Raw genomic sequence first — 23,742 nt, 5'->3', positions numbered from 1 at the left:
TCGTTGTCACGATCCATGGAATTTATGACGCCAGCGTCAGTCAAAGCTGGCTCTATCCCTTGCGTTTACTGTTATTGACCTGAGAGGAATGGTTCATGCCCCATATGAAGGTTTCCCGTTCGCCACTGGCGGTTTATCTGATGAGCCTGGTCTGCATGCTGGCGCTGGCACTACCGGCACAGGCACGCAATCTGCCGGACTTCACCGAGCTGGTGGAAGAGCACTCTCCCGCTGTGGTCAAAATTACCACCCAGGGCCGCGTCGAAACCGGCAATCGGGTCCCCTATCAGGAGGATATTCCGGATATCTTCCGGGAGTTTTTTGAGCGGCGCATGCCGCAGGAGCGGGACGTTCGCTCCATGGGGTCCGGGTTTGTGATCTCCGAGGATGGATATATCCTGACTAACTACCATGTCATCGAAAACGCCGATGATATTTACGTCCGTTTGATCGATCGGCGTGAATACGTTGCCGACGTGGTCGGTTACGACGCCCGCTCCGATCTCGCCTTGTTAAAGGTGGATGCCGACGATCTGCCGTATCTGCGCTTTGCGGACTCCGATAGCGTGAAGGTCGGAGAATGGGTGTTAGCCATCGGCTCGCCCTTTGGTCTGGACTACTCGGTCAGCTCCGGGATCGTCAGCGCCATTGGCCGCAGCATTCCCGGCCCGAACAACGATACCTATGTGCCCTTTATTCAGACGGACGTTGCGATCAATCCGGGCAACTCCGGTGGCCCGCTGTTCAACCTCGACGGCGAGGTTGTGGGCATCAATTCCCAGATTTATACCCGCTCCGGCGGCTCCATCGGCTTGTCTTTCGCCATTCCGGCGGGGTTGGCCAAGGAGGTGGTGGCGCAGTTGAAGAGCAAGGGCCGGGTGGAACGCGGCTGGTTGGGCGTAGTGATTCAGCCCGTCAACCGTGACCTGGCCCAGTCGTTCGGCCTGCGTCGGGCCACCGGCGCCCTGATTTCCAACATGGACCCCGAGGGCCCGGCGGCCCGCTCCGGTCTGGAAGTGGGCGACATTATCCTCAAGTACGACGGTCGCACCATCGGTGAGTCCGGTGATCTGCCCCCGCTGGTGGGTCGCACCGAGCCCGGCTCGGAAGTGCCCGTCGTGGTGATGAGGCGGGGCGATGAGCGCACCATCGATGTGGAAATCGGCCTGCTACCGGATCACGATGGGCAGGTGGCCAGCCGTGGCCCCGACGCCTCTCCTTCCGGTGATCCGCTCGGCCTGACAGTCGAAGCGCTGCCCTCCGACGCCCAGGAGACCGGTGTGCTGGTGACCCGCGTCACTCGGGGCAGCCCCGCCGCCGGTGCCGGGTTGCGCCCCGGCGACATTATTACGCAACTGGGCTACGACAAGGTGGACTCGGTGAGTCGCTATCGGGCCCTGATCGGCGACCTGCCCAAAGACAAGCCGGTAGCGGTGCGCTTCCTGCGCGACGGGCAACCGGCGTTCACCACCCTGCGGATTGAGTAGCCCTGCACAAACGGGTCCAGGGACGGGCTGGCAGGCCGGGCTCCCCATAGCCGGGGTCTGCCAAATACGCTAAACTGGCCGCCTTTGTCCGGCGGCTCCATCGGGCTTCGGTAGTGCCCCCCACAGGGCGCCCGGCTCCTCCCGCCGTTTTGCCAACTGCACCAACCTAAGAATTTGACGCCCAGTGACTGATCTCAGCCATATCCGCAACTTTTCCATCATCGCCCACATTGACCACGGTAAATCCACCATCGCCGACCGCTTCATCCAGGTCTGTGGCGGTCTGACCGATCGGGAGATGGCCGAGCAGGTGCTCGACTCCATGGACCTGGAGCGCGAACGGGGCATCACCATCAAGGCCCAGAGCGTGACCCTGAGCTATAAGGCCCGCGATGGCAAAACCTACCAGCTCAACTTTATTGACACCCCGGGGCATGTGGACTTTTCCTACGAAGTCTCCCGTTCCCTGTTTGCCTGCGAAGGGGCGCTGCTGGTGGTGGATGCCGGTCAGGGGGTGGAAGCCCAGTCGGTGGCCAACTGTTACACCGCCATTGAGCAGGGACTGGAAGTGATTCCGGTACTGAACAAGATGGATCTGCCCCAGGCCGAGCCCGAGCGCGTGGCCCAGGAAATTGAAGACATCATCGGCATTGAAGCCACCGAGGCGGTGCGCTGTAGCGCCAAGTCCGGTATGGGCATTGAGGACGTTCTGGAGGAACTGGTGAGATTGGTGCCACCGCCGGTAGGGGATGTGGATGCCCCGCTGCAAGCATTGATCATCGACTCCTGGTTCGACAAGTACATGGGCGTGGTTTCGCTGGTGCGGGTCAAGCAGGGCACCCTCAAGGTCAAAGACAAGATCATCACCAAGTCCATTGGCAAGTCCCACGTGGTGGACAGCGTTGGCGTGTTTAATCCCAAGCTGACCAAGCTCAAGGAACTCAAGGCCGGGGAAGTGGGTTTTGTGATCGCCGGCATCAAGGACATTCTCGGTGCCCCGGTCGGGGACACCCTGACTCACGCCAGTACCCCGGAAACCCCGGCGTTGCCCGGTTTCAAGAAGGTCAAACCCCAGGTGTACGCCGGCATGTTCCCGGTCGATGCCGACGACTTTGAGGATTTCCGCGAGGCGCTGTCCAAACTGACCCTGAACGATGCGTCCCTGTTCTTTGAACCGGAGAGCTCCGATGCGCTGGGTTTCGGCTTCCGCTGCGGCTTCCTCGGCATGCTCCACATGGAAATCATCCAGGAGCGGCTGGAACGGGAATACGACCTGGATCTGATTACCACGGCTCCGACGGTGGTTTACGAAGTGCTCACCACCAAAGGCGAGACGCTGTACGTCTCCAGCCCTTCGAACCTGCCCGATCCGGGCGAAATCGAGGAAATGCGCGAGCCGATTGTCGAGGCCAACATTCTGGTGCCCCAGGAGTATCTCGGTAATGTGATCACCCTGTGCAGCGAAAAACGCGGCATGCAGAAAGACATGCAGTACACCGGCACCCAGGTCACGTTGCGTTACGACATGCCCATGAACGAAGTGGTGATGGACTTCTTCGATCGGCTGAAATCCGCCAGTCGGGGTTTTGCCTCGTTGGATTACAGCTTTGACCGGTTTGAGCCCGCCAATCTGGTGCGTCTGGATGTGCTGATCAACGGCGATAAGGTCGATGCCCTGGCGCTGATTGTGCACCGGGATCATTCCCAGAGCATCGGCCGCTCGCTGGTTGAGAAAATGAAAGAACTGATTCCCCGGCAGATGTTCGATGTCGCCATTCAGGCGGCCATTGGTGGCAACGTCATTGCCCGCTCCACGGTGAAAGCACTGCGCAAGAATGTGACGGCGAAGTGCTACGGTGGCGATGCGTCGCGCAAGAAAAAGCTGCTGGAAAAGCAGAAAGCCGGTAAGAAGCGGATGAAACAGGTTGGCCGGGTTGAAATTCCCCAGGACGCCTTCCTGGCCGTGTTGAAGGTCGATAACTGATAACCATAATCAGGGAACGCTTATGAGCAGCATTAATCTACCCTTGATCCTGACCTTGGCGGTGTTCGTCACAGGCCTGGTCTGGTTGTATGACGCACTGGTATTGGCCAAGCCGCGCAAGCAGAAGCTTGATGCGGTAGACAAGCAGTTTGAACGTGCCAACCTGGCGGATAAACACCAAAAAGAAGCCTACCAGCAAGCGCGTGACGCCGCGGGTAAAGAGCCGGTCTGGGTCGAATACTCCAAATCATTTTTCCCGGTGTTGGCGCTGGTGTTTGTACTGCGCTCTTTTATTGCCGAGCCGTTTCAGATTCCCTCGGGTTCCATGGAGCCCACCCTGGAAGTGGGTGACTTTATCGTGGTGAACAAGTTCACCTATGGAATCCGGCTTCCGGTATTGAACACCGAGGTGATCCCGGTCAACAAGCCTGAGCGTGGTGAGGTGATGGTGTTTTTTCCACCCCACCAGCCGGAGACCTATTTCATCAAGCGGGTCATCGGGCTGCCCGGGGATACGGTGACCTATATCGACCACCAGCTGACCATCAATGGAGAGCCGGTGGAAGAGGAGGTGATTGACGTCAATCGATCCGCCCGACCCGCCTATCGTGTGGTGCGGGAAACCCTGGGCGATAACACCTATACTGTGCGCAAGCATCTGGAACCCAGCCGCTACAGTCAGTACGGTTCTTGGGTGGTGCCCGAGGGGCACTACTTCATGATGGGGGATAACCGGGATGGCAGTCACGACAGCCGGGGCTGGAACGAGCTGAATCGCGGTAGCGGCCCGGATCTGAGTTTCGTATCGGAAGACGCGATTGTGGGCAAGGCATTTGCCATCTGGATGCACTGGGACTCCCTGTTCAGTGTGCCGAGCTTCGAGCGGGCCGGGGCAATCCATTAACCGTTAGGCGTTCACCAAAGAGGGCGTACGCATGCAACTTCGACAGTCTCAACGCGGCATTTCCACCCTTGGGTTTGTGTTTGTGGTGCTGGTCGCCGTGGCCGTATTGTTTACCGCATTCAAGGTCGTACCGGTTTACGCGGAAAACCGTTACATTACCTCGGCGCTCAAGTCACTGGCCCGAAACAATAACGACCTGTTCAGCATGAGCCCATCAGAGATTCGCTCCCGGCTCACCAAGTTCTATACGGTTAACAACGTGACTACCGAAGGCCGCCGGAATATCGATATTGACAAGCGCTCAAGCCGGGTGCTGATCACCATCGCCTATGAAGAGCGAATCCCCTTTATTCATAACATCGATCTGGTATTTACCTTCAATAACCAGCTCGACAGCTCCGCCCCTGAACGGTGCTGTAAACCCCTAGAAAGCAACAGTGGTAATTAGTGTCCGACCTTCTCAAACAACGCTTGCAGGCTCGCCTGGGTTACGAGTTTCGTGACCCGGCACAGCTTGATCTGGCACTGACCCATCGCAGTCACGGTGCCCGCAATAACGAGCGCCTGGAATTTCTGGGCGACTCGATCCTCAACTTCATTATCGGCGAGGCGCTCTATCACCAGTTTCCCGAGGCAAGGGAAGGGCAGTTGAGCCGTTTGCGCTCCCAGATGGTCAAAGGGGAAACCCTGGCCGAACTGGCTCGTGAATTCGAGCTTGGCGAGTGTCTGCGTCTGGGCGAGGGTGAAATGAAAAGCGGTGGCCACCGTCGCGAGTCGATTCTCGCCGATACGGTGGAAGCCCTGATCGGGGCCATCTATCTGGAATCCGGTTTTCAGGTCTGTGCCGAACGGGTCAATGCCTGGTACCAGCCCCGCCTGCAGGCGCTTTCGCTGGCTCAGCCCGCCAAAGACGCCAAGACCCGTCTGCAGGAATTTCTGCAGGCGCACAAGCTGCCCCTGCCCGAGTACGACGTGGTCGAGGTGGAAGGCGAGGCCCATGCGCATCAGTTCACGATCGAGTGCCGGGTGACGCCCATCAAGGAAACCGTCCGGGCTCAGGCCAGCAGTCGGCGGGTGGCCGAGAAACAGGCCGCCGCCGAGATGCTGGAAAAATTGCAGAACATCACCCTCAAACCGAAGCGTAAGGGTTAGGCCATGACAGATTCAAAGCAACGCTGCGGCTATGTGGCCATTGTGGGCCGTCCCAATGTGGGTAAATCCACACTGCTCAACCATATGCTCGGCCAGAAGGTCAGCATCACCTCCCGCAAGCCCCAGACGACCCGCAACAATGTGCAGGGGATCAAGACCGAAGGCGATACCCAGATCGTCTTTGTCGACACGCCGGGCCTGCACCGGGCGGAAACCAAGGCCATCAACCGCTATATGAATCAGGCGGCCACCACGGCCATCAAGGATGTGGATGTGGTGATTTTCCTGGTGGACCGATTGGCCTGGACCGAGGAGGATGAGATGGTGGCGCAGCGGCTGGAAAATCTCTCCTGCCCGCTGATTCTGGCCATCAACAAAGTCGACAAAATTGAACAGAAAGACACCCTGTTACCGCACCTGCAGACGTTGAGCGAGCGGTTTCCCCAGGCGGAAATGATCCCGCTGTCCGCGTTGCGCAACACCAACCTGGATCGGCTCGAAGCCCTGATTGTGGAGCGGTTACCGGAAGGGATACACCTGTTTCCGGAAGACCAGCTCACGGACAAAAGCTCGCGCTTTATGGCGGCGGAAATGGTGCGTGAGAAAATCACCCGCCAGTTGGGTGATGAGCTTCCGTATCAGATGGCGGTGGAAATCGAAGAGTTCAAAGACGAGGGCCGGATTCTGCATATCTCCGCCGTGGTGTTGGTGGAGCGGGATGGCCAGAAGCGCATTCTGATCGGCGAACGCGGCGAGCGTATCAAGCAGATTGGTCAACAGGCCCGGCTGGATATGGAAAAGCTGTTTGATCAGAAAGTGATGCTCAAGCTCTGGGTCAAAGTGAAGTCGGGCTGGTCCGATGACAGCCGCGCCCTGCGCAGCCTGGGTTACGACGACCTGTAAAGGCGGGGGCGCGATATGCGCATAGAGTTCCAGCCCGCCTATGTGCTGCATACCCGTCCTTACCGGGATACCAGCCTGTTGCTGGACCTGTTGACGCCGGATCTTGGCCGGGTCGGCGCCGTCGCCAAAGGGGTGCGCCGGGGGAAAAGCCAGCGCCGCCCGTTGCTCAACCCGTTCATTCCCATCCTGGTCTCGCTCAGTGGCAAGAGCAGCCTGAAAACCCTCACGGCGGTGGAGGCGGATGGTATCGGCCACCGGCTGGTCGGCCTGTCGCTCTATAGTGGCTTTTACGTCAATGAGCTGATTGTGCGCCTGCTCGGGGAGCAGGATCCCAACCCCGATCTGTTTGACGATTACCGCTGGACGATGAACGCCCTGTCCACCAATCTGGCGGATGCCTCGCCCGAGCCGGTGTTGCGCCAGTTCGAGTGGCGTCTGTTGGACGGGTTGGGTTACGGAATCAGCTTTACCGAGGAGGCGGACACCGGCGAACCGGTGCGGGCCGAGGCACTTTACCGCTTCGACCCGGAGGCCGGTTTCATTCCCACCTATAGCAGCCGTGACCCGCAGGAAACGCCGAAGCTGTTTGTCGGGGCCGATCTGCTGGCGTGCGCCCGGGCCGACTTTTCACAGCCCCAAACCCTGATGACCGCCAAACGCCTCAGCCGATTGATGCTGCATCCGCTGTTGGGGAGTAAGCCATTGAAAAGTCGGGACCTGTTCCGCCCGGCCTGATAAGCGTCTGATGCCAGGGCCAGGGCATGATGGCGAGGCCGGAAAACAATCGATTGACAGGTGGTAGGACGGGGCGTAGCTTGAATTGCTCCTAAACGGAATTGCGAGGTAAATCCCATGAAACGGTTCCGCCCTCCCTGGTTTATTACAGGTTTGATTCTGATTGCATTGCTGGCTGCAGGCTGCCAGCGCGATACGACCGCCCGCACCGCCACGTCCGACACCTCTCCCGATAATTACTTGCCCGAAATTGCCCCCGTTGGCGCCACCCTGCTCGATGGTCTGGGTGATTACCACTTCCCGATCAGCCATCAGAACCCCGACGCTCAGGTATGGTTTGATCAGGCGCTGATGCTGACCTACGGGTTCAATCATCAGGCCGCCGAACGCTCCTTTCTGAAAGCCGTTGAACTGGACCCGGAGTGCGCCATGTGCTGGTGGGGTGCGGCGCTGGTGCTGGGACCGCACGTGAATGCCGGCATGGACCCGGCCAACAATCAGGCCGCCTGGGAGCGGTTAAAGGCCGCCCAGGCCCTGTCGGAAAACGCAACCCCTCGGGAGCAGGCCTATATTCGCGCCCTGGCGGCACGCTACCAGGAAAATCCGCCGGACGACCGCTCGGCCCTCGATCGCGCCTACGCCAATGCCATGGCAGAGCTGGTGGCAAAGTATCCAGATGATCTTGATGCGGCGGCCTTTTACGCCGAGGCCCTGATGGACCTTCAACCCTGGGATTATTGGGACAGCGAAGGTAACCCCACAGGCAATACGACCGAGATTGTCGCGGTGCTTGAAGGCATTATCGAGCGCAACGATGAACACGCCGGGGCCCTTCATCTCTATGTGCACGCGGTGGAGGCATCCAATGAACCGGAGCGGGGCGTGATGGCGGCAGACCGGCTGCGTGACTTGATCCCGGGCTCTGGCCACCTGGTGCACATGCCTGCCCATATCTACGCCCGGGTGGGGCGTTGGCAGGACGCGGTGCTCGCCAACCAGCGTGCGATCGAAGCCGACAATACCTATCTGGCTGCCTGCCGTCCCGGGCCCGGGGTCTATCCCCTGGGTTATGTTCCTCACAACCATCACTTTCTGTGGTTTGCCGCGAGTATGACGGGGAATCAGGCAACCGCGTTGGCGGCGGCAGAGTCGACCTACGGGCGAACCAGTGACGAGGAGTTGATGCGGGCACCGGGTCTGGAGGCCATGCAGAACTTTGCCCTGTCTCCCCTGTTCGCGCGGGTCCGGTTCGGGTTGTGGGATGAGATCGCCACCACGCCAAAGCCGGCGGAGGATTTGCCTTATATGGTCGCCATGTGGGAGTACGCTCAGGGAATGGCCGCGCTGCGCAGTGGGCGGCGATCTGAAGCGCGGGAACATCATGCGACGCTGATGGCACTCACCGAAGACCCGCGCATTGAAGCCATGCGGGTCTGGAATCGGTACTCACTGGTTCACGGCGTGCGTGTGGCGGAGCGGACGCTCGCCGGGGAAATCGCCTGGGCCGAGAGAGACCTTGATGGTGCACTGTCAGCGCTCAATGAGGGGATGGCCATTGAGGGGGAGCTGCCCTACGACGAGCCACCGGCCTGGCATGCCCCCGTGCGCCAGACTTTGGGTGCGATATTGCTCGAAGCCGAGCGACCGGCGGAAGCGGAGGCGACTTACCGCGCTGAGCTTCGTCGGAACCCGGAAAATGGTTGGTCTCTGTTCGGATTGGAGCGGGCTCTGCGAGCCCAAGGGAAAAATGACAGTGCCGACGCTATTGCCGAGCGTTTTGAAAAGGCTTGGGCTCATGCCGATATTACCCTGACCTCCTCCAGGCTCTGAGGTATCACCTGGCGCTCTGTCCGATCCAGTCAAGGGGCGGGCAGGGCGGCCAGATCCGCCGCCAGTTGCCCCGCGTCCAGGGGCGCCTTCCAGTAGCCGACCAGCCGTGCTTTCGGGTCGATCAACACCACGGCCGTCGAATGGTCCATGGTGTAGTCGCCCTCCGAGCCCAGTGGCACCCGTACATAGCCCAATTCCAGGCTGTCGAGCAGGGGGGTGAGCGCCGCGCGGGTTCCGGACAGGCCCACCCAGTCCCGGTCAAACCATCCCAGGTACTCCTGCAACAGCGCCGGCGTGTCCCGCTCGGAATCGACACTGACAAAAACCACCCGGTGATGCCCTGGCGTCTCAAGCTTAGCCTCGGCGTTGCGGATGATGCCCAGCGTCAGTGGGCAGATATCGGGGCAGTGGGTAAAGCCGGAGAAAAGCACGGTCCACTGACCCAGCAGGTTGGTTCTGGAAAAGGCCGCCCCGGTCTGGTCGGTCAATTGGAACTCGGCGATCGGTCGGGGCGTCTCGGTCAGCGTGCCGTGGGTCAGCACCAATGGTTCGTCCCGCTGGGTGCAACTGGCGAGCAACAATAAAGACAGGCCGCAGGCGGGCAGGGCTCTGGACATGGTCGGCGACCTCGATGGCCCGGAGGAGTGGGCTCAGTATCCCCCGGGCGGCCAGCGACTGCAAGGACCGCGCTGTCGAGCCGGCCCCGAGCGGATTCAAGGGCGGCCGAGCCTTTTACTTAGCGTCCGCTTTTGCGCAACAGAACCACCCAGTCCTCTGTCGCCCGGCCGGGCGGATTGCCCAGAGTGACCTCCGCGCCACCCTCTACGTTGGTCACGCTTCCCGAGTACAGGTCGCCACCGGAAACCGGGTTGTACCAATGAACCTTGAAGTCGTTGCTCAGCCCGCTCAGATCAATCTGATACTGTTCGGTGTCGGTGGGGAAATACAGGGCGTAGGTGTCGTCGTGCCTGGCCAGACAAAACGCCCCTTCCCGAGACAAAAGGTCGTGTGCCGGCGCCATGTCCCACCAGGGCAAATAGGCCCGGAAGAACGTCATGGCGTGACGGGTCAGTGACCAAAGCTCGTCCCGTTGGCGCCAGTCTTCCGAGGTCAGGTCGTTGTGGGGATTATGGGCACCGAAATACCACTCCACTCCGGCCGCTCCGGACAGCAGTGTGCCCCAGAGCACATCACCGCGCAGGCTGGGGTGACCGGGATCATTCTCGTCGGTGTCGGCACCGGTGTGCCACATGCCGATTTCATCCATGGTGATCAGCCAGCGCTGACCGGCCTGCTCTGAGCGCTCTTTCCACTTCATGACCACCTGATGAGCGTGCTGCCGATCGTGCGCTTGCAGTGACAGGCCATCAAGGCCCTCGACGCCCAGCAGGGGTTCAAGTACGGGCTCACGGGTGCCGACTTCCGCGTGGGTGTGAAGTAGCACCGGGTTCTGGTAAGGGTCCGCCTGCTCAAAGAAGCGGATCATGGCTTTGCGTTGTTCGGTGTTTTGCGCCGGAGGAGACCATTCGGCGTAGCCGTTCTCTTCGCCCAGGTTCCAGATCAACCCGAGATGGTGGCCAAAACGGGCAATCAGCTCCTGGTAGTAGAGGGTGCGCATCGGACCGACATCGCCGTCATCCAGCAGTCGCTCATTCTCGGTTTCCTGAGTGACCAGATGAATGAGAATGCCTTTATTCTGCATGTGCTGAAACAGCTGCTCCCACTGTGCCAATCGGCTCACATCAAAGCGGGTGAAATCCTCCGGGCTGGTGTAGGGCCAGACATCTTTGCCGTCGCCCTCGATATTCATGGTCAGAAGATAAATGGCGTTCATCCCCTTTTCGGCGAGATAGTTGACGGCGCCGAAAATGGATTTACCGGTGTCTCCGCGCAGGGTGGGATCGCCCGGTTGCCAGTCTTGCCGATGTGACTCGTAACGGTGCAGTTCGCTATCGGCGCTGGCTTCTCCCTCGCGAGCCGATGCGGCAATCCGGTAAGTACCATCGAACCCTTTGTAGGCGAGAAAGTTCTCCGGGCTGTTGCTACCGCCCTTGAGCCAGTATCGGTCGGTATCGGGAAAGTAAAAATGACCATTGTTCACCGACAGTCGGCCCAGCGCGCGGAAGTCCGGTGCGCTCTTGTCGCTGGCCTCAACCGTGAAGGTGCCGGTGGCATTGTCGAGTGGCACACTGTCACCGGCGCCTGTGCCGAGCGCGATTTTCTCGCCCCGCTCAAGTCGGGCACGGTACTGCCACTGGCCGGTCTCCGGGGCTCTGAATTTCACCTGCCAGATGTTGCCGGCATCGGCGCCGCTCTCGCTGGCCCGGCCATCGGCGGCATAGTAACCGCGAATGGGGTACTCTTGGCCGTCATGGGTAAAGGTGACCGTGAGCCGGTAATTCAGAAAGGGGTTGTCCGCGTCTTGCTCTGAGGTTTCAGGTCCCTCAAAGTCGAGAGTGATGTTGTGCCACTGTTGGTACACGGGAAGGTCGCTCTCCGCGGTGGCTGACTCCTGATGTGGATCCGAGCAGCCAATGAGCAGGATCAGGCTGAGCATGCATACCCCGTAACTCAGGCGGCGAGTGCTGTGCGTCAGGTAGTGGCCGATCATATTACCTCCAGTGTTGTTATTTTATTGTATTACAATAAGGCCTTTCGTAGAATGTCCGGTACGAATAACGCTGATAACGACAACGATAGAAGGTATGGATTATGACAAGTATCTCTCCTCTGCGACAGCTGTTGGCCGGAGGCGCCCTGGTGGCTGCCGGACTGGGTCTGGTTGCCTGTTCCGAGGCGCCCGAGGAAACCTCCTCCACCAACGCAAGTGTCGATAACGGATTGCCTGAGTATCAGGTCCCCTTGGTCGAATTCGGGGCCGATCCCTGGATTCACCGCACCGAAGACGGCCAATATTACTTTATTTCCACCGCGCCGGAGTTTGACCGGATCGAGCTGGTCACCGCCGATACCCTCAATGGCCTGGCCGACGCCGAGCCCAAGGTGATCTGGCAGCGTCCGGACGAAGGCCCCACCGCGGGGAACGTCTGGGCACCGGAACTGCACCGTATAGATGGCGTCTGGTATGTGCATGTGGCGCTGGGCCACGGCGATCAGCCGTTCCGCATGCGGATGCATGTGCTGTCGAACCCCAACGAAGACCCGATGACCGGGGAGTGGACCGACGAGGGCGCAATCGAGACCCCCTGGGAGAGCTTCTCCCTTGATGCCACCACCTTTGAGCACAACGGCAAGCGCTATCTGATCTGGGCCCAGAGCGATCAGCAGCAGCGCTACAATTCCGCACTCTACCTGGCCGAAATGGACAGCCCCACGTCCATTACCGGACCGGTGATCGCCATTACCGAGCCCGAGCTCGATTGGGAGCAGGTGGGTTACAAGGTCAATGAAGGCGCGGCGGTGCTAAAGCGCAACGGCCGGATTTTCGTGACCTATTCCGCGGCGGCCACGGATCACAACTATGCCGTGGGTCTGGTATGGGCGGATGAGGACGCCGATCTGACCGATCCCGCCTCCTGGAAGAAATCCCCCGAGCCGGTGTTCCACACCAATGAGTCTCTGGAGCGTTTCGGCCCCGGCCACAACAGTTTCACTGTGGCGGAAGACGGTGAGACGGACCTGATGGTCTATCACACTCGCAGCTACAAAGAGCTCAAGGGCAACCCCCTGACCGATCCCAACCGCCACGCCCGGGTGCGGGTGATCGGATGGGATGAGGACGGATTTCCGGAGTTTTATCAGAACCGTCCGGACAACCACCACCTGAACCCCGAGCAGTACGAAGACAGCAATGCGGACGCCTCTGAGTATGGCCGCGCCTACATCAGCAAGGAATCGTTCGGCGAGCTGCCCGACGGCCGTGAAGTGACCCGCTTCACCCTGAACAATGGTGAGGGCATGGAGGTCAAGCTGATGAACTACGGTGGCATCATCACGCATCTGACCGTGCCGGATAAAAACGGTGAGCTGGATAACGTGGTGCTGGGCTTTGAGACGCTGAACGATTATGTGGAACAGAACCCACCGTACTTTGGCGCACTGATTGGCCGCTATGGCAACCGTATTGCCAATGGCCGCTTTGATCTGAATGGTGAGACCATCACCCTGGATCAGAACGACGGTGACAATCACTTGCACGGTGGTTTGGTTGGCTTCGACAAAAAACTGTGGGATGCCAAGTTTGTCTCCGACGAGCGCGGCCTGGCGGTTGAGCTGTTCCTGTTGAGCGAGGACGGGGACCAGGGCTATCCGGGCAATCTGGAAGTGACCACCCGCTACGTGTTGACCGACGATAACGAGCTGATCACCGAGTTCCGCGCGGAAACCGACAAGGCGACGCCGGTGAATCTGACTCAGCACACCTACTTTAACCTGTCCGGTGAAGGCAAGATCTTGGATCACATCCTGCAGATCAATGCCGATCGTTACACGCCGGTGGACAGCGGCCTGATCCCGACCGGCGAGCTGGCACCCGTTGCCGGTACCCCGCTGGACTTCACCGAGCCCAAGCCGATTGGCCAGGACATCAATGCCGACCACCCACAATTGACTCGCGTCGGTGGTGGCTTTGACCACAATTTTGTTCTGGATCGTGAGGGTCAGGATGGGCTGATCGTAGCGGCCCGCGCCGAAGATCCGAACACTGGTCGGGTGCTGGAAGTACTGACCGAGGAGCCGGCGATTCAGTTCTATTCCGGTAATTTCCTGGACGGTTCGCTCTCTGATGGCGAGCGCGAGTTTGTCCTCCACGGTGGCTTCTGCCTGGAGCCGCAGCACTATCCGGATTCACCCAACCAGCCGGATTTCCCGAGCACCATTCTGGAGCCGGGTGAGGTGTATGAAACCAGCATGAGTTTCCGGTTTGATGTGAAGTAAGACGTTCGAAACAACGGAGCGTATGAACCGCCCTTGGCCTTTGGCCTTGGGCGGTTTTTTTTGTTTGAAGAGGTATTGTTTGGTTACTTCGTCGTGGAGTGCTGCGGGAGGGTGTACCCCTTTGAGACACGCCGTAAACCCATCCCTGGGGGCTCGATCGCCTGCCGGTCCCCTTCGCGCTCCCGGCGCTTCGGGACACTTCCCACATCCATGTGGGGCGTCCAAGGCAGGCGACGGTCTCAAAGGGGTACACCCTCCCACCGAGGGCTCCGTTGGCACTAGCGGAGGGTGTGTATACCGGTTGGAGACTCTCGGAGACATGGATGTCGACGAGAAGCCCCCATGGATGGGTTCACGGCGGGTCTCCAACCGGTATACACACCCGCAGCACTCCACGACGAAGTAACCAACAAAAAAACGGCCCACCCCAAAAGGTGAGCCGTTTTCGGAATGTTCATCGGCATCCTTGCCGAGCGTTCAATGCCTTACCAGAACCGCACGTAAATGAAGGCGGTGATGCCGAGAATGATCACGGTGTGGATGATATCCCACTTATCAATGCCGGCCTTGATTTCAGCGCGCTGCTCCTTACTGATCGACCCATAGGTCAGACCGGCCACCTGCTCATCGCTGGCCTGACGGGTGAAGAAACTCACCCCGATGACCAACAGCACAATGGCGATAAACAGTACCGAGCAGAAGTACAGCCAGTTCAGCTCGACCATGCCCAGCCAGATACTGCCTTCGGGCAAACTGTCCTCGAAAATGGTCAGCACCAGGCGCGTCATGCCGATCACGAAACCGGCGACCAGACCGGTGATACCGGCGGCGGGGGTGATTTTGCGGGAGAACACACCCAGCAGGAAAACCGCGGCAATGCCCGGGGCAATCAGCGACTGAACCAACTGCAGATACTCATACAGCACATCGGCGATGGACTGCATGATCGGAATCCACAGAATACCCAGCGCCACCACGGCGACGGTGGCATAACGGCCCACTTTCACCAGGTGCTGTTCGCTCGACTGGGGCTTGTACTTCTTGTAGAAATCGATGGTGAACAGGGTCGCCGAGGAGTTGAACAGCGAGGCCAGGGAGCTCATCAGGGCGGCGATCAGACCACCGATCACAATGCCCTTGATGCCTGAAGGCAGAAGCTCGGTCACCAGGGTGGCAAAGGCCTGGTCGGCGCTGGCCAGGCTGATCTGGCCCTGCTCGTGCAGTGCGTAGGCGATCATGCCCGGGAACAGGAAGATGAACACCGGCAGCAGTTTCAGGTAACCGGCGAAAATGGTACCACGACGGGCGGCCTGAATGCCTTTGGCGGTCAGGACACGCTGAACGATGTACTGGTCAGTACACCAGTACCACAGACCGATGATGATGGAGCCGCCGATCACGCCCAGCCAGGGGAATTCCGGGTCGTCCAGTGGTCGCATCAGGCTCATGCGTTCGGCGTTGATGCGCTCCAGCTCGCCCAAGCCACCGACTTTGTCCATACCCACAAACAGGATGACCAGCGAGCCGAGAATCAGAATGGGCGTCTGAATGACGGAGGTGACCAGAATCGCCTTCATGCCACCGGCGACGGTGTACAGGCCGGTAATCAACACCAGGCCCATGGCCGCGATCCAGAAGAAGTCGATGCCCCAGAGGGAATCAATACCCAGCACGGTTTTCAGGACCACACCACCGGCGTAGACCGTGACCGACACTTTGGTGAGGACGTAACTGACCAGCGAGATGAACGAGAGAAAAGTGCGTGAGCTGCTGGAGTAACGGCGCTCCAGGTACTCGGGCATGGTGTAGACCTTGGCGCTCCAGTAAAAGGGCGCAAACACCCAGCCCAGGATAATGATAATCCAGGACTGAAGCTCCCAGTGAGCCATGGCCATGCCCGTCTGGGCGCCGGCGCCGGACAGGCCCACCAGATGCTCGGAGCCGATGTTGGAGGCGAAAATGGAGGCCCCGATTACCAGCCAGCCCGCGTTGCGGCCCGCCAGAAAGTAATCGGTGGTGTCTTTTTCCTTCTCCATGAAGGACCAGACTACTACCCCAAGAAGAATCAGGAAAAACAGGCCGAGAACGGCCCAGTCCAGACCACTGAATGGAATCATCGTTATCTACCACCCTGGTTTTTTTAGGCTATGAGTTAGCGTTATTGGATGGCTCCCCTGAAAGGAACCTGCTTATTAAAGTATTATCATAACATTTAACAGGGCGACCTGAGAATCACCGATTGCACCAGAATCGAGAAACTTACGGGTCGACATCGAACAGGGCGCTGATATCCCGTTCGTAGGCCCAGCGCAAAATTTCGTCGACCTCGTTGTCGAGCGCCTTGATCGGGCTGGCCACCTGGTCATACTGGCGAGCCTGAAGAATCTTGTCCAGCAGGCCGCTGATCCGCTTCAGACGGGGTACACCGCAGTAACAGCAACTGCCATACAGTCGATGCACCAGCTCTTCGAGCTGTTCAAAGTCCTGACTGTCGAAAGCCTGGTTGATAGCGTCCCGCTCGCCGCTCAGGTTCTTGATGAGCATTTCCAACATGTCCCGGGCCAGCGTGGGTTTATGGTTGGCGAGTTTGAGACACAGGGGAATGTCCACCGGGCTGGGCTGCTCGTCCTCCGCCAGCTCAATGGCGGGCAGTCTGGGTTGGGTCGGAGTGCCAGTCATTGGCCCCTCGACGGCCTGGCGTCCGTTGAGGGGCACCCAGCGGTTGACGATATGGGCCAACTGGTTTTCGCTGACCGGCTTGCTGACGCAATCGTCCATACCGGCAATCAACAACTCGGCCTTCTGCTCGGTCATGGAGTGGGCGGTGAGGGCGATAATGGGCGTGCGCCGCCGCGGGTGGTCGGCACGCAGTCGCTTGGTGGTCTCAATGCCGTCCATGCCGGGCATCTGAATGTCCATGAAAATCAGGTCAAAATCCTGCTTCCGGCACCACTCCAGCGCTTCCTGTCCGCTGGTGGCGAGTGCGACCTCGGTATTCAGGCCGCGCAACAATTCTCCGGCCAGTTGCAGGTTGGCTGGGTTGTCGTCGACCACCAGGATCCGGGCGGCGGGCTTGTCCGCCGCGCTCTGGGCCTTGCCCTGGATGTCTCCCGGCCGCTTGAGGGGAATGTCCATCTGACGGGCCAGCGTTTCCAGCAGTGCATCGTAGCTGATGGGCTTGTTGACGAAGCTGGTGCTGCAATGGTCCACGCCCTGACGGAACAGGCGCTGGTGTGCCGGTGTACAACAGGCCACCAGGATGCAGTCGAATTCCCGACGCAGTTGCTGGGTCAGGCTTTCCAATAAAGGCGCCTGGAGCTTGCGCTCGTTCGGCGCTATATCCATGAGGACCAGACGAAACGCGTCGTCGCGCTCCTGCGCCTTGCGCAACGCGGGGAAAATATCGTGAATGGACGAAATCGTCTCAGTATCGGCCTGCCACAAATGCAGCAACTGTTCCAACTGATGGCAGGAGGGTGGGTTGTCGCTGCAGATGAGCGCCCGCTCGCCCAGCAGAAGGCGTTCGGCCGGTGTTTCCGGTAGGCTTTTGTCGATACCGAGGCGGGCGGTAAACCAGAAGCGGGAGCCCTGTTCGGGCTGGCTTTCCACGCCAATCTCGCCTCCCATGCGCTCCACCAGCCCCTTGCAGATCACCAGGCCCAGACCGGTGCCGCCGTATTCCCGGGAGCTGGAGGTGTCTGCCTGATTGAACGCACTGAACAGCCGCTCCTTCTGCTCCGCGGTCAGACCGATACCGTTGTCGCTGACACTGACCTTGAGCGTCAACTGGGTTTCCTGGCGGTTGATCAAGGCCGCATGCACGACGATATTGCCCTGCTGACTGAACTTGATGGCGTTGCTCACCAGGTTGGTCAGCACCTGCTTGAAGCGCAGCGGGTCACCGAGCAGGTGCAGTGGCAGGTTGTCGTCGAGCAGAGTCACCAGTTGCAGGTTTTTCTCGTGGGCATCCGGCGCGAGAATGTGCACCGCCTCTTCCACCACCTTGCGCAGGGGCAGGGGCACGTAGTCCAGAGTCAACTTGCCGGATTCGATTTTCGAGAAGTCCAGAATGTCATTGATCACGGTCAACAGGTTCTGGGAGGAGTCCCGAATGGTCTCCAGATACTCTTTTTGCTGCTCATCCAGATCGGTTTTCAGCGCCAGGTTGGTGAATCCGAGGATACCATTCAGCGGGGTGCGGATTTCGTGGCTGGTGTTGGCCAGAAACTCCGACTTGATCCGGCTGGCTTCCAACGCTTCCTTGCGGGCCATGTTCAGCTCGATATTCTGGATTTCGATGGTTTCCAGGGTTTCCCGCAGGTCCTCGGTGGATTGGTCGATGTTCACCTGCATGTCACGGTGAGCCTGCTCCAGAGACTCGGCGGTGTCATTCACCGCCCGGGCCAGCTCGTCCAGTTCACGGCTTTCCATATTGGGCAGACGACGATCCATCTGGCCCCGTGCCATGCCCTGAATCGTCTCCCGGATCTGGTTCAGCGGGTGGGTCAGCCGTTTGTACAGGCGGGTGGAAAACCAGGCGCACATTGCCAGGCACACCAGCGTCAACACCAGGGTGATCAGAATGGTCTGGTAGCGCAGTACCAGAAACGGCGAGGCCAGCAGCTCCACTTCGATCCAGCCGGGGGAGGGCGCTCCCTCAATGCCCGGAACCGGGTGGGCGAAGCGGATTGACTTGGGGGTTCTGCGCTGTTGGGGTTGGCTCAGGTCCGCCGGGCCGGGGTTGACCAGCGGCAGCATGCGAGGGCCGCTGTGAATGGTGGTACCGCTGTCTTTCAGATACAGTTCAACGGCCCGGATGTAGGGTTCTTCCAGGGAAGCTTCGATGACCGAACGCAACAGATCCGGGTCATTTCGGCTCAGGGTTTCCGCGCTGATCTCCGCCAGTTTCTCGCTCAGTGCACCGCCGCGCTGGCTGACAAACTTGTTCAGCTGCGCCAGATACAGGTACGTCAGGGTAAACGCGAGGATCAGGGTGACACCCAGGGCGGGGAAGAGTACCAGGCGCCATATCTGGGTTTTGATGTCGGTCAGTCTCATGGGGCTTGTTATCGTTTCCGTTCCGTGCGCGGCCAAGTCCGCTGGTTTGGTTTCACCTTAGCATATTCGGCGGTAGAATAGCGGGCTTTTGCGGGGTCTGTGAAGCGCTTCCCAGCCCCGTCCCATCGATGGTTATGGCGTTCAGATTATGGCGGTATCCCCTTTTCCCACGATTGAATCCTGTGTCGGCAACACGCCGCTGGTGCGCCTGCAGCGGCTGCCCGGCGAGACCAGTAACGAGATTCTGGTCAAGCTTGAGGGCAATAACCCGGCGGGTTCGGTCAAGGACCGGCCGGCGCTGTGGATGATCCAGCAGGCCGAGGCCCGGGGGCTGATCCGTCCCGGTGATACCCTGATTGAGGCCACCAGCGGCAACACCGGCATTGCCCTGGCCATGGTGGCCGCGATCAAGGGCTACCGGATGATCCTGATCATGCCCGATAACAGTACCCAGGAGCGCAAGGACGCCATGACGGCCTACGGCGCCGAGCTGATTCAGGTGACCGAGGCGGAGGGTATGGAAGGCGCCCGCGATCTGGCGCTGAAAATGCAGGCCGAGGGGCATGGTCGGGTACTGGACCAGTTTGGCAATGCGGCCAACCCTCAGGCCCACTACGAAACCACCGGCCCGGAAATCTGGCGTCAGACCGATGGGCGGATTACCCACTTTATCAGCTCCATGGGTACCACAGGCACCATCATGGGCTGTTCCCGCTACTTCAAGGAGCAGAACCCCAAGATCGAAATTGTGGGCCTGCAGCCGGACGAAGACGCCAAAATTCCGGGCATCCGCCGCTGGCCGGAAGCCTACCTGCCCAAAATTTACGACGCCTCCCGGGTCGACCGGATCGTCAATATGCCGCAGAAGCTGGCGGAGGACACCATGCGGGCCATGGCGCGCGAGGAGGGCATTTTTGCCGGCGTCTCCTCCGGTGGGTCCGTGGCGGCGGCGCTGGAACTGAGTCAGCACGTCAGCAATGCGGTGATTGTGGCCATTGTCTGCGACCGGGGCGACCGCTACCTGTCGTCCGGCGTGTTCCGGGCATGAGTCGCCGACCACCGCGGCCCGGCCGGCGCCCGGGGTCAGCCCGCAAGCCCCGGTTTCAACCCAGGCGCCTGCCCGATGCGCTGACTGTGGAGCGCCTGAGCCACGATGGACGGGGTATTGTCCGCTGGCAGGGCAAGACGCTGTTCGTCGCTGGAGCCCTGCCCGGCGAGTCTGTGCGGGTGCTTCTGGAGGCAGAGCAGAGCCGATACGCGGAGGGCTCAGTGGCCGAGTTGCTCACCTCGGCACCGGAGCGGCAAAGCCCACCCTGTGTGCACTTTCGGGAGTGTGGTGGCTGCCAGTTGCAGCACGTCCGACCCGATGCCCAACTCGCCTTCAAACAGCAGGCCCTGCTGGATCAGTTGGCCCGGTGGGGTGGTGTTACCCCACGCCAGTTGGCGCCCGCCATCGAATCGCCCAGCGAGGGCTACCGCCATCGGGCCCGGCTGGGGGTCTGGACCGACAAGCGCGGCGGGGTCACCGTAGGATTTCGCCGTCGGGGCCAGCGCGAGCTGGTGGACATTGCGCACTGCGAGGTGTTGGCGCCGGCGCTCAACGCTCTGATTGAGCCACTGAAGCTCTGGCTGTCCGGCCTGCAGGCACCGGGGGCCATCAGCCATATTGAATTGATTCTGGCCGGTGAAGGGCCGGCGTTGGTATTGCGGGAAATCAGAACGCTGAAAGACGCCGATCGGGAAACGCTGGCGACGGCTTTGCCGGGTGTTCCGCCTGAGCGAATCTGGCGCCAGATCAACGACCAGACGACGCTGCTCACTCTGGCGGGAGAGCCCTGCGATCCCCGCCTGAGCTATGCGCTGCCCGAGTTCGATCTGACCCTGGGGTTTCATCCCCAGGATTTCACCCAGGTGAATGCCGAGGTCAATCGGCGTATGGTCCAGCAGGCCCTGGACTGGCTTGCCCCCCGGCCGGGAGAGCAGGTTCTGGACCTGTTTTGTGGCATCGGCAACTTTACGCTACCCTTGGCCCGCTCCGGTGCCCGGGTATTGGGGCTGGAGGGGGCCGCCAGCATGGTGAGCCGGGGCGAGGAGAACGCCCGCCGCAATCATCTGGAGGCGACCTTCGCCCAGGCCAATCTGGCCGACCCCAGCCCCGCTATGCGCCGTCGCTGGGGCACACCGGACGCCGTGTTGATCGATCCGCCGAGGGATGGGGCGCGAGAGGTATTGGACACATTGATAAAACTCCGGCCCGGCCGGCTGGTCTATGTCTCCTGTAACCCGGCCACGCTGGCGCGCGATGCCGCAGAACTGGCCTCCGCGGGGTATGACTTGCAATCCGTCGGCGTGCTGGATATGTTCCCGCACACCGAACATGTGGAATCCATGGCGCTGTTCCAGCGCCGCTAACACCGACAGGACGATCTCCGGGCTGATTGAGGTCCGGCGGTCGAGGGTGAACAAGACCGATGGTAAAAGTTCGAGAAGACCATCCCGTTGCCGATGATGGCACCATTGACATTGAAGCCTGGCTGGAGCGACTGCCGGGCGCGGCGGATCGCTCCGAGGAAAGCCGGCAGCAGTTGCGCCGGGCCTGCGCACTCAGTGCCGAAGCCGACCGGGTCAGTACCCGGGTGGAGTACGACTGGGGCAGCAGCTGTCTGAGCATCGGGCTGGACATGGCCGAACTTCTGGCGGACCTGCAACTGGATCAGGACACTCTGGTGGCTGCCATTCTCTACCGGGCGGTGCGCGAAGAGCGCCTGACCCTGGAGGCCGTCCAGAAAGCGTTTGGTGAAACCGTGGCCAAGCTGATCAAGGGCGTACTGCGCATGGCCGCCATCAGCTACCAACGGGGCGACGGTGACGAGCGGGTGTTCGGTCGTCAGTCCGAAGAGCAGGCGGAAAATATCCGCAAGATGCTGGTGGCCATGGTCGATGATGTACGCGTGGCGCTGATCAAGCTGGCCGAGCGCACCTGCGCCATTCGCGCGGTCAAGGATGCGGGCCCCCAGCGGCGCCGGCAAGTCGCCCGGGAAGTGGCGGACGTCTATGCGCCCCTCGCACACCGGCTGGGCATCGGCCACATCAAATGGGAACTGGAAGACCTGGCCTTTCGCTACCTGGAGCCGGCGGACTACAAACGGATTGCCAAACTGCTGGACGAGCGGCGACTGGCGCGTCAGGAGTATATCGACAAGGTCCTGACGGTTCTGCGTGACGAGCTCAAAGATGCCCACATCGAGGGCGAGGTCACTGGGCGGGCCAAGCACATCTACAGCATCTGGCGGAAAATGCAGCGCAAGGGCATCAGTTTCTCCCAGGTATACGACATTCGCGCCGTGCGCATTCTCGTGCCGACCGTGCGGGATTGCTATACCGTGCTGGGTATTGTGCACAGTCAGTGGCGCAACATTCCCCACGAATTCGATGACTATATCGCCTCGCCCAAGGAAAACGGTTATCGCTCACTGCATACCGCGGTCATTGGTCCGGAAAACAAAGTGCTGGAAATCCAGATCCGCACCTTTGCCATGCACGAAGAGGCGGAGCTGGGCGTGTGCGCCCACTGGCGGTACAAAGGGACCGATGCCGACGCCAGTGAGAAAAGCTACGAGCAGAAAATCGCCTGGTTGCGCCAGGTGCTCGAGTGGCACGACGAACTCGGTGGCGACGGACAGCCGCTGAAGGAAGGGCTGCGGGCGGTGGATCAGGACCGTATCTATGTGTTTACCCCGGAAGGCCATGTGGTGGACTTGCCCAAAACCGCCACTCCGCTGGACTTTGCCTACCGTATCCACACCGACGTTGGCCATCGCTGTCGCGGTGCCAAGGTCAATAACCGCATCGTGCCCCTGAACTATCACCTGAATACCGCCGATCAGGTGGAAATTCTCACCGGCAAGCGGGAGGCGCCCAGCCGGGATTGGCTGTCTCCGGCGCTGGGCTATATCAACACCGCCCGGGCCCGGGCCAAGGTGCAGCACTGGTTCAAGGTGCAGGCGCGGGATCAGAATATTGCCGAGGGGCAGGCGCTGTTGGACCGCGAGTTCAAACGGCTGGCGCTGCTGGACCTGGATTTTGAAGCCCTGGCTCACAAACTGAATATGCAGAGCCTGGATGATCTCTATGCTGCGGTGGGGGCCAGCGACATCGGTGTCGGCCAGGTGCTGAGCGCCGCCCAGCGACTGCTCAAGGCGTCGCGCCCGGAAGAGCTGGTCATTCCGTTCAAGGCCAAATCCGGCAAGCGCAAGAAAGACTCGGATGTCTACATCGAAGGTGTGGGCAACCTGCTCACCCAGATTGCCAGTTGCTGCAACCCGGTACCCGGCGATGCCATTACCGGCTACATTACCCTGGGCAAAGGGGTCTCGATTCACCGGCAGGATTGCAGCAACATCCTGCAGCTCCAGGCCGATGAACCGCAGCGGATCATCAAGGTGTCCTGGGGTGAAGCCCCCCAGAGCAGCTATTCGGTGGATATCATCATCGAAGCCTACGACCGCCAGGGCCTGCTGAGGGATATCACCACACTGCTGGACAGCGAACGCATCAATATCAGCGCCATGCAGACCCTGTCCGATAAACGCAAAAACACCGTGGATATGCTGGTCAGCGCCGAGATTCGCAGCATCGACGAACTCAGTCGAATTCTCACGCGTCTGAACCAGCTACCCAATATCGCCTCGGCCCGCCGCAAACACTGAGTGTTGGCACCGAAGCAACGCGTAGGGCGGATCGGTCCGACGTATCGGAGCGCAGAGCGCGCATCCGCCGCAACCCAAACACGC

16 protein-coding genes are annotated in these 23,742 nt (G+C 60.3%); 12 read left to right on the top strand and 4 right to left on the bottom strand.

The genetic code is table 11. The features are described from left to right. Positions 1–95: 95 nt before the first annotated feature. From OOT55_RS07000 to OOT55_RS06965, 8 genes are all read left to right on the top strand, one after another. Positions 96–1,487 carry a DegQ family serine endoprotease gene (locus OOT55_RS07000; protein ID WP_322113834.1) on the top strand — a complete coding sequence of 464 codons (1,392 nt, stop codon included), beginning with the start codon at positions 96–98 and terminating at the stop codon, positions 1,485–1,487. A gap of 184 nt (positions 1,488–1,671) precedes the next feature. Further along, a complete protein-coding gene (lepA, locus tag OOT55_RS06995; protein ID WP_265368393.1) occupies positions 1,672–3,471 on the top strand; it encodes a translation elongation factor 4 in 1,800 nt (599 codons plus the stop codon). A 22-nt stretch (positions 3,472–3,493) separates the two neighbouring features. Then, the gene (gene lepB, locus OOT55_RS06990; RefSeq protein WP_265368392.1) at positions 3,494–4,375 is read left to right on the top strand and encodes a signal peptidase I; all 882 of its coding nucleotides are present in this window, start codon (positions 3,494–3,496) and stop codon (positions 4,373–4,375) included. 31 nt (positions 4,376–4,406) lie between these two features. Then, positions 4,407–4,823, top strand: a complete 417-nt coding sequence (locus tag OOT55_RS06985; RefSeq protein WP_265368391.1) for a DUF4845 domain-containing protein — start codon at positions 4,407–4,409, stop codon at positions 4,821–4,823. Next, on the top strand, positions 4,823–5,527 hold the full coding sequence (gene rnc, locus OOT55_RS06980; protein ID WP_265368390.1) for a ribonuclease III: 705 nt from the start codon (positions 4,823–4,825) through the stop codon (positions 5,525–5,527). The genes OOT55_RS06985 and rnc overlap by 1 nt, the downstream gene beginning before the upstream one ends. Before the next feature lie 3 nt (positions 5,528–5,530). Then, positions 5,531–6,430, top strand: coding sequence for a GTPase Era (gene era / locus OOT55_RS06975; protein ID WP_265368389.1), 900 nt, complete (start codon positions 5,531–5,533; stop codon positions 6,428–6,430). Positions 6,431–6,445: 15 nt separating this feature from the next. Then, on the top strand, positions 6,446–7,165 hold the full coding sequence (gene recO / locus OOT55_RS06970) for a DNA repair protein RecO (protein WP_265368388.1): 720 nt from the start codon (positions 6,446–6,448) through the stop codon (positions 7,163–7,165). Positions 7,166–7,282: 117 nt separating this feature from the next. Further along, complete coding sequence (locus OOT55_RS06965; RefSeq protein ID WP_265368387.1) at positions 7,283–8,995, top strand: hypothetical protein; 1,713 nt, start codon at positions 7,283–7,285, stop codon at positions 8,993–8,995. Between the two features lie 29 nt (positions 8,996–9,024). Here OOT55_RS06965 and OOT55_RS06960 read toward each other — a convergent pair whose 3' ends face one another. Both OOT55_RS06960 and OOT55_RS06955 read right to left on the bottom strand, forming a co-directional pair. Then, positions 9,025–9,612 (bottom strand): SCO family protein, encoded by a 588-nt coding sequence (locus OOT55_RS06960; protein WP_265368386.1) that lies wholly within the window; start codon positions 9,610–9,612, stop codon positions 9,025–9,027. 119 nt (positions 9,613–9,731) lie between these two features. Then, positions 9,732–11,606: a DUF5060 domain-containing protein gene (locus OOT55_RS06955; RefSeq protein WP_265368385.1), complete on the bottom strand. Its 1,875-nt coding sequence runs from the start codon at positions 11,604–11,606 to the stop codon at positions 9,732–9,734. A 101-nt stretch (positions 11,607–11,707) separates the two neighbouring features. Here OOT55_RS06955 and OOT55_RS06950 point away from each other — a divergent pair, with 101 nt between their 5' ends. Then, positions 11,708–13,891, top strand: a complete 2,184-nt coding sequence (locus tag OOT55_RS06950) for a galactose-1-epimerase (protein WP_265368384.1) — start codon at positions 11,708–11,710, stop codon at positions 13,889–13,891. A gap of 485 nt (positions 13,892–14,376) precedes the next feature. Here OOT55_RS06950 and OOT55_RS06945 read toward each other — a convergent pair whose 3' ends face one another. Together OOT55_RS06945 and OOT55_RS06940 are read right to left on the bottom strand one after the other, a co-directional pair. Beyond that, positions 14,377–16,008 carry a sodium:solute symporter gene (locus OOT55_RS06945; RefSeq protein ID WP_265368383.1) on the bottom strand — a complete coding sequence of 544 codons (1,632 nt, stop codon included), beginning with the start codon at positions 16,006–16,008 and terminating at the stop codon, positions 14,377–14,379. Between the two features lie 142 nt (positions 16,009–16,150). After that, positions 16,151–18,949, bottom strand: a complete 2,799-nt coding sequence (locus OOT55_RS06940; RefSeq protein WP_265368382.1) for a response regulator — start codon at positions 18,947–18,949, stop codon at positions 16,151–16,153. Positions 18,950–19,097: 148 nt separating this feature from the next. Here OOT55_RS06940 and cysM point away from each other — a divergent pair, with 148 nt between their 5' ends. Genes cysM through relA form a run of 3 tightly spaced genes read left to right on the top strand, consistent with a single transcriptional unit; the run spans position 19,098 to position 23,658 of the window. Next, positions 19,098–19,997 (top strand): cysteine synthase CysM, encoded by a 900-nt coding sequence (gene cysM, locus OOT55_RS06935; RefSeq protein ID WP_265368381.1) that lies wholly within the window; start codon positions 19,098–19,100, stop codon positions 19,995–19,997. After that, positions 19,994–21,361, top strand: a complete 1,368-nt coding sequence (gene rlmD / locus OOT55_RS06930) for a 23S rRNA (uracil(1939)-C(5))-methyltransferase RlmD (RefSeq protein WP_265368380.1) — start codon at positions 19,994–19,996, stop codon at positions 21,359–21,361. The genes cysM and rlmD overlap by 4 nt, the downstream gene beginning before the upstream one ends. Positions 21,362–21,420: 59 nt before the next feature. Then, positions 21,421–23,658: a GTP diphosphokinase gene (relA, locus tag OOT55_RS06925; RefSeq protein ID WP_265368379.1), complete on the top strand. Its 2,238-nt coding sequence runs from the start codon at positions 21,421–21,423 to the stop codon at positions 23,656–23,658. Positions 23,659–23,742 lie beyond the last annotated feature (84 nt).

Source organism: Marinimicrobium sp. C6131, assembly GCF_026153455.1.
In the GTDB taxonomy this organism is placed as follows: Bacteria; Pseudomonadota; Gammaproteobacteria; order Pseudomonadales; family Cellvibrionaceae; genus Marinimicrobium.
This window is presented reverse-complemented; position numbering and strand designations above follow the sequence as displayed.

What these genes read in the sequence shown, in the direction of transcription:
- era (WP_265368389.1), top strand. Translation starts at nt 5,531, where the DNA reads ATGACAGATTCAAAGCAACGCTGCGGCTATGTGGCCATTGTGGGCCGT.
- OOT55_RS07000 (WP_322113834.1), top strand. Translation starts at nt 96, where the DNA reads ATGCCCCATATGAAGGTTTCCCGTTCGCCACTGGCGGTTTATCTGATG.
- OOT55_RS06955 (WP_265368385.1), bottom strand. Translation starts at nt 11,606, where the DNA reads ATGATCGGCCACTACCTGACGCACAGCACTCGCCGCCTGAGTTACGGG.
- relA (WP_265368379.1), top strand. Translation starts at nt 21,421, where the DNA reads ATGGTAAAAGTTCGAGAAGACCATCCCGTTGCCGATGATGGCACCATT.
- OOT55_RS06940 (WP_265368382.1), bottom strand. Translation starts at nt 18,949, where the DNA reads ATGAGACTGACCGACATCAAAACCCAGATATGGCGCCTGGTACTCTTC.
- OOT55_RS06950 (WP_265368384.1), top strand. Translation starts at nt 11,708, where the DNA reads ATGACAAGTATCTCTCCTCTGCGACAGCTGTTGGCCGGAGGCGCCCTG.
- OOT55_RS06965 (WP_265368387.1), top strand. Translation starts at nt 7,283, where the DNA reads ATGAAACGGTTCCGCCCTCCCTGGTTTATTACAGGTTTGATTCTGATT.
- rlmD (WP_265368380.1), top strand. Translation starts at nt 19,994, where the DNA reads ATGAGTCGCCGACCACCGCGGCCCGGCCGGCGCCCGGGGTCAGCCCGC.
- OOT55_RS06985 (WP_265368391.1), top strand. Translation starts at nt 4,407, where the DNA reads ATGCAACTTCGACAGTCTCAACGCGGCATTTCCACCCTTGGGTTTGTG.
- recO (WP_265368388.1), top strand. Translation starts at nt 6,446, where the DNA reads ATGCGCATAGAGTTCCAGCCCGCCTATGTGCTGCATACCCGTCCTTAC.
- cysM (WP_265368381.1), top strand. Translation starts at nt 19,098, where the DNA reads ATGGCGGTATCCCCTTTTCCCACGATTGAATCCTGTGTCGGCAACACG.
- lepB (WP_265368392.1), top strand. Translation starts at nt 3,494, where the DNA reads ATGAGCAGCATTAATCTACCCTTGATCCTGACCTTGGCGGTGTTCGTC.
- OOT55_RS06960 (WP_265368386.1), bottom strand. Translation starts at nt 9,612, where the DNA reads ATGTCCAGAGCCCTGCCCGCCTGCGGCCTGTCTTTATTGTTGCTCGCC.
- OOT55_RS06945 (WP_265368383.1), bottom strand. Translation starts at nt 16,008, where the DNA reads ATGATTCCATTCAGTGGTCTGGACTGGGCCGTTCTCGGCCTGTTTTTC.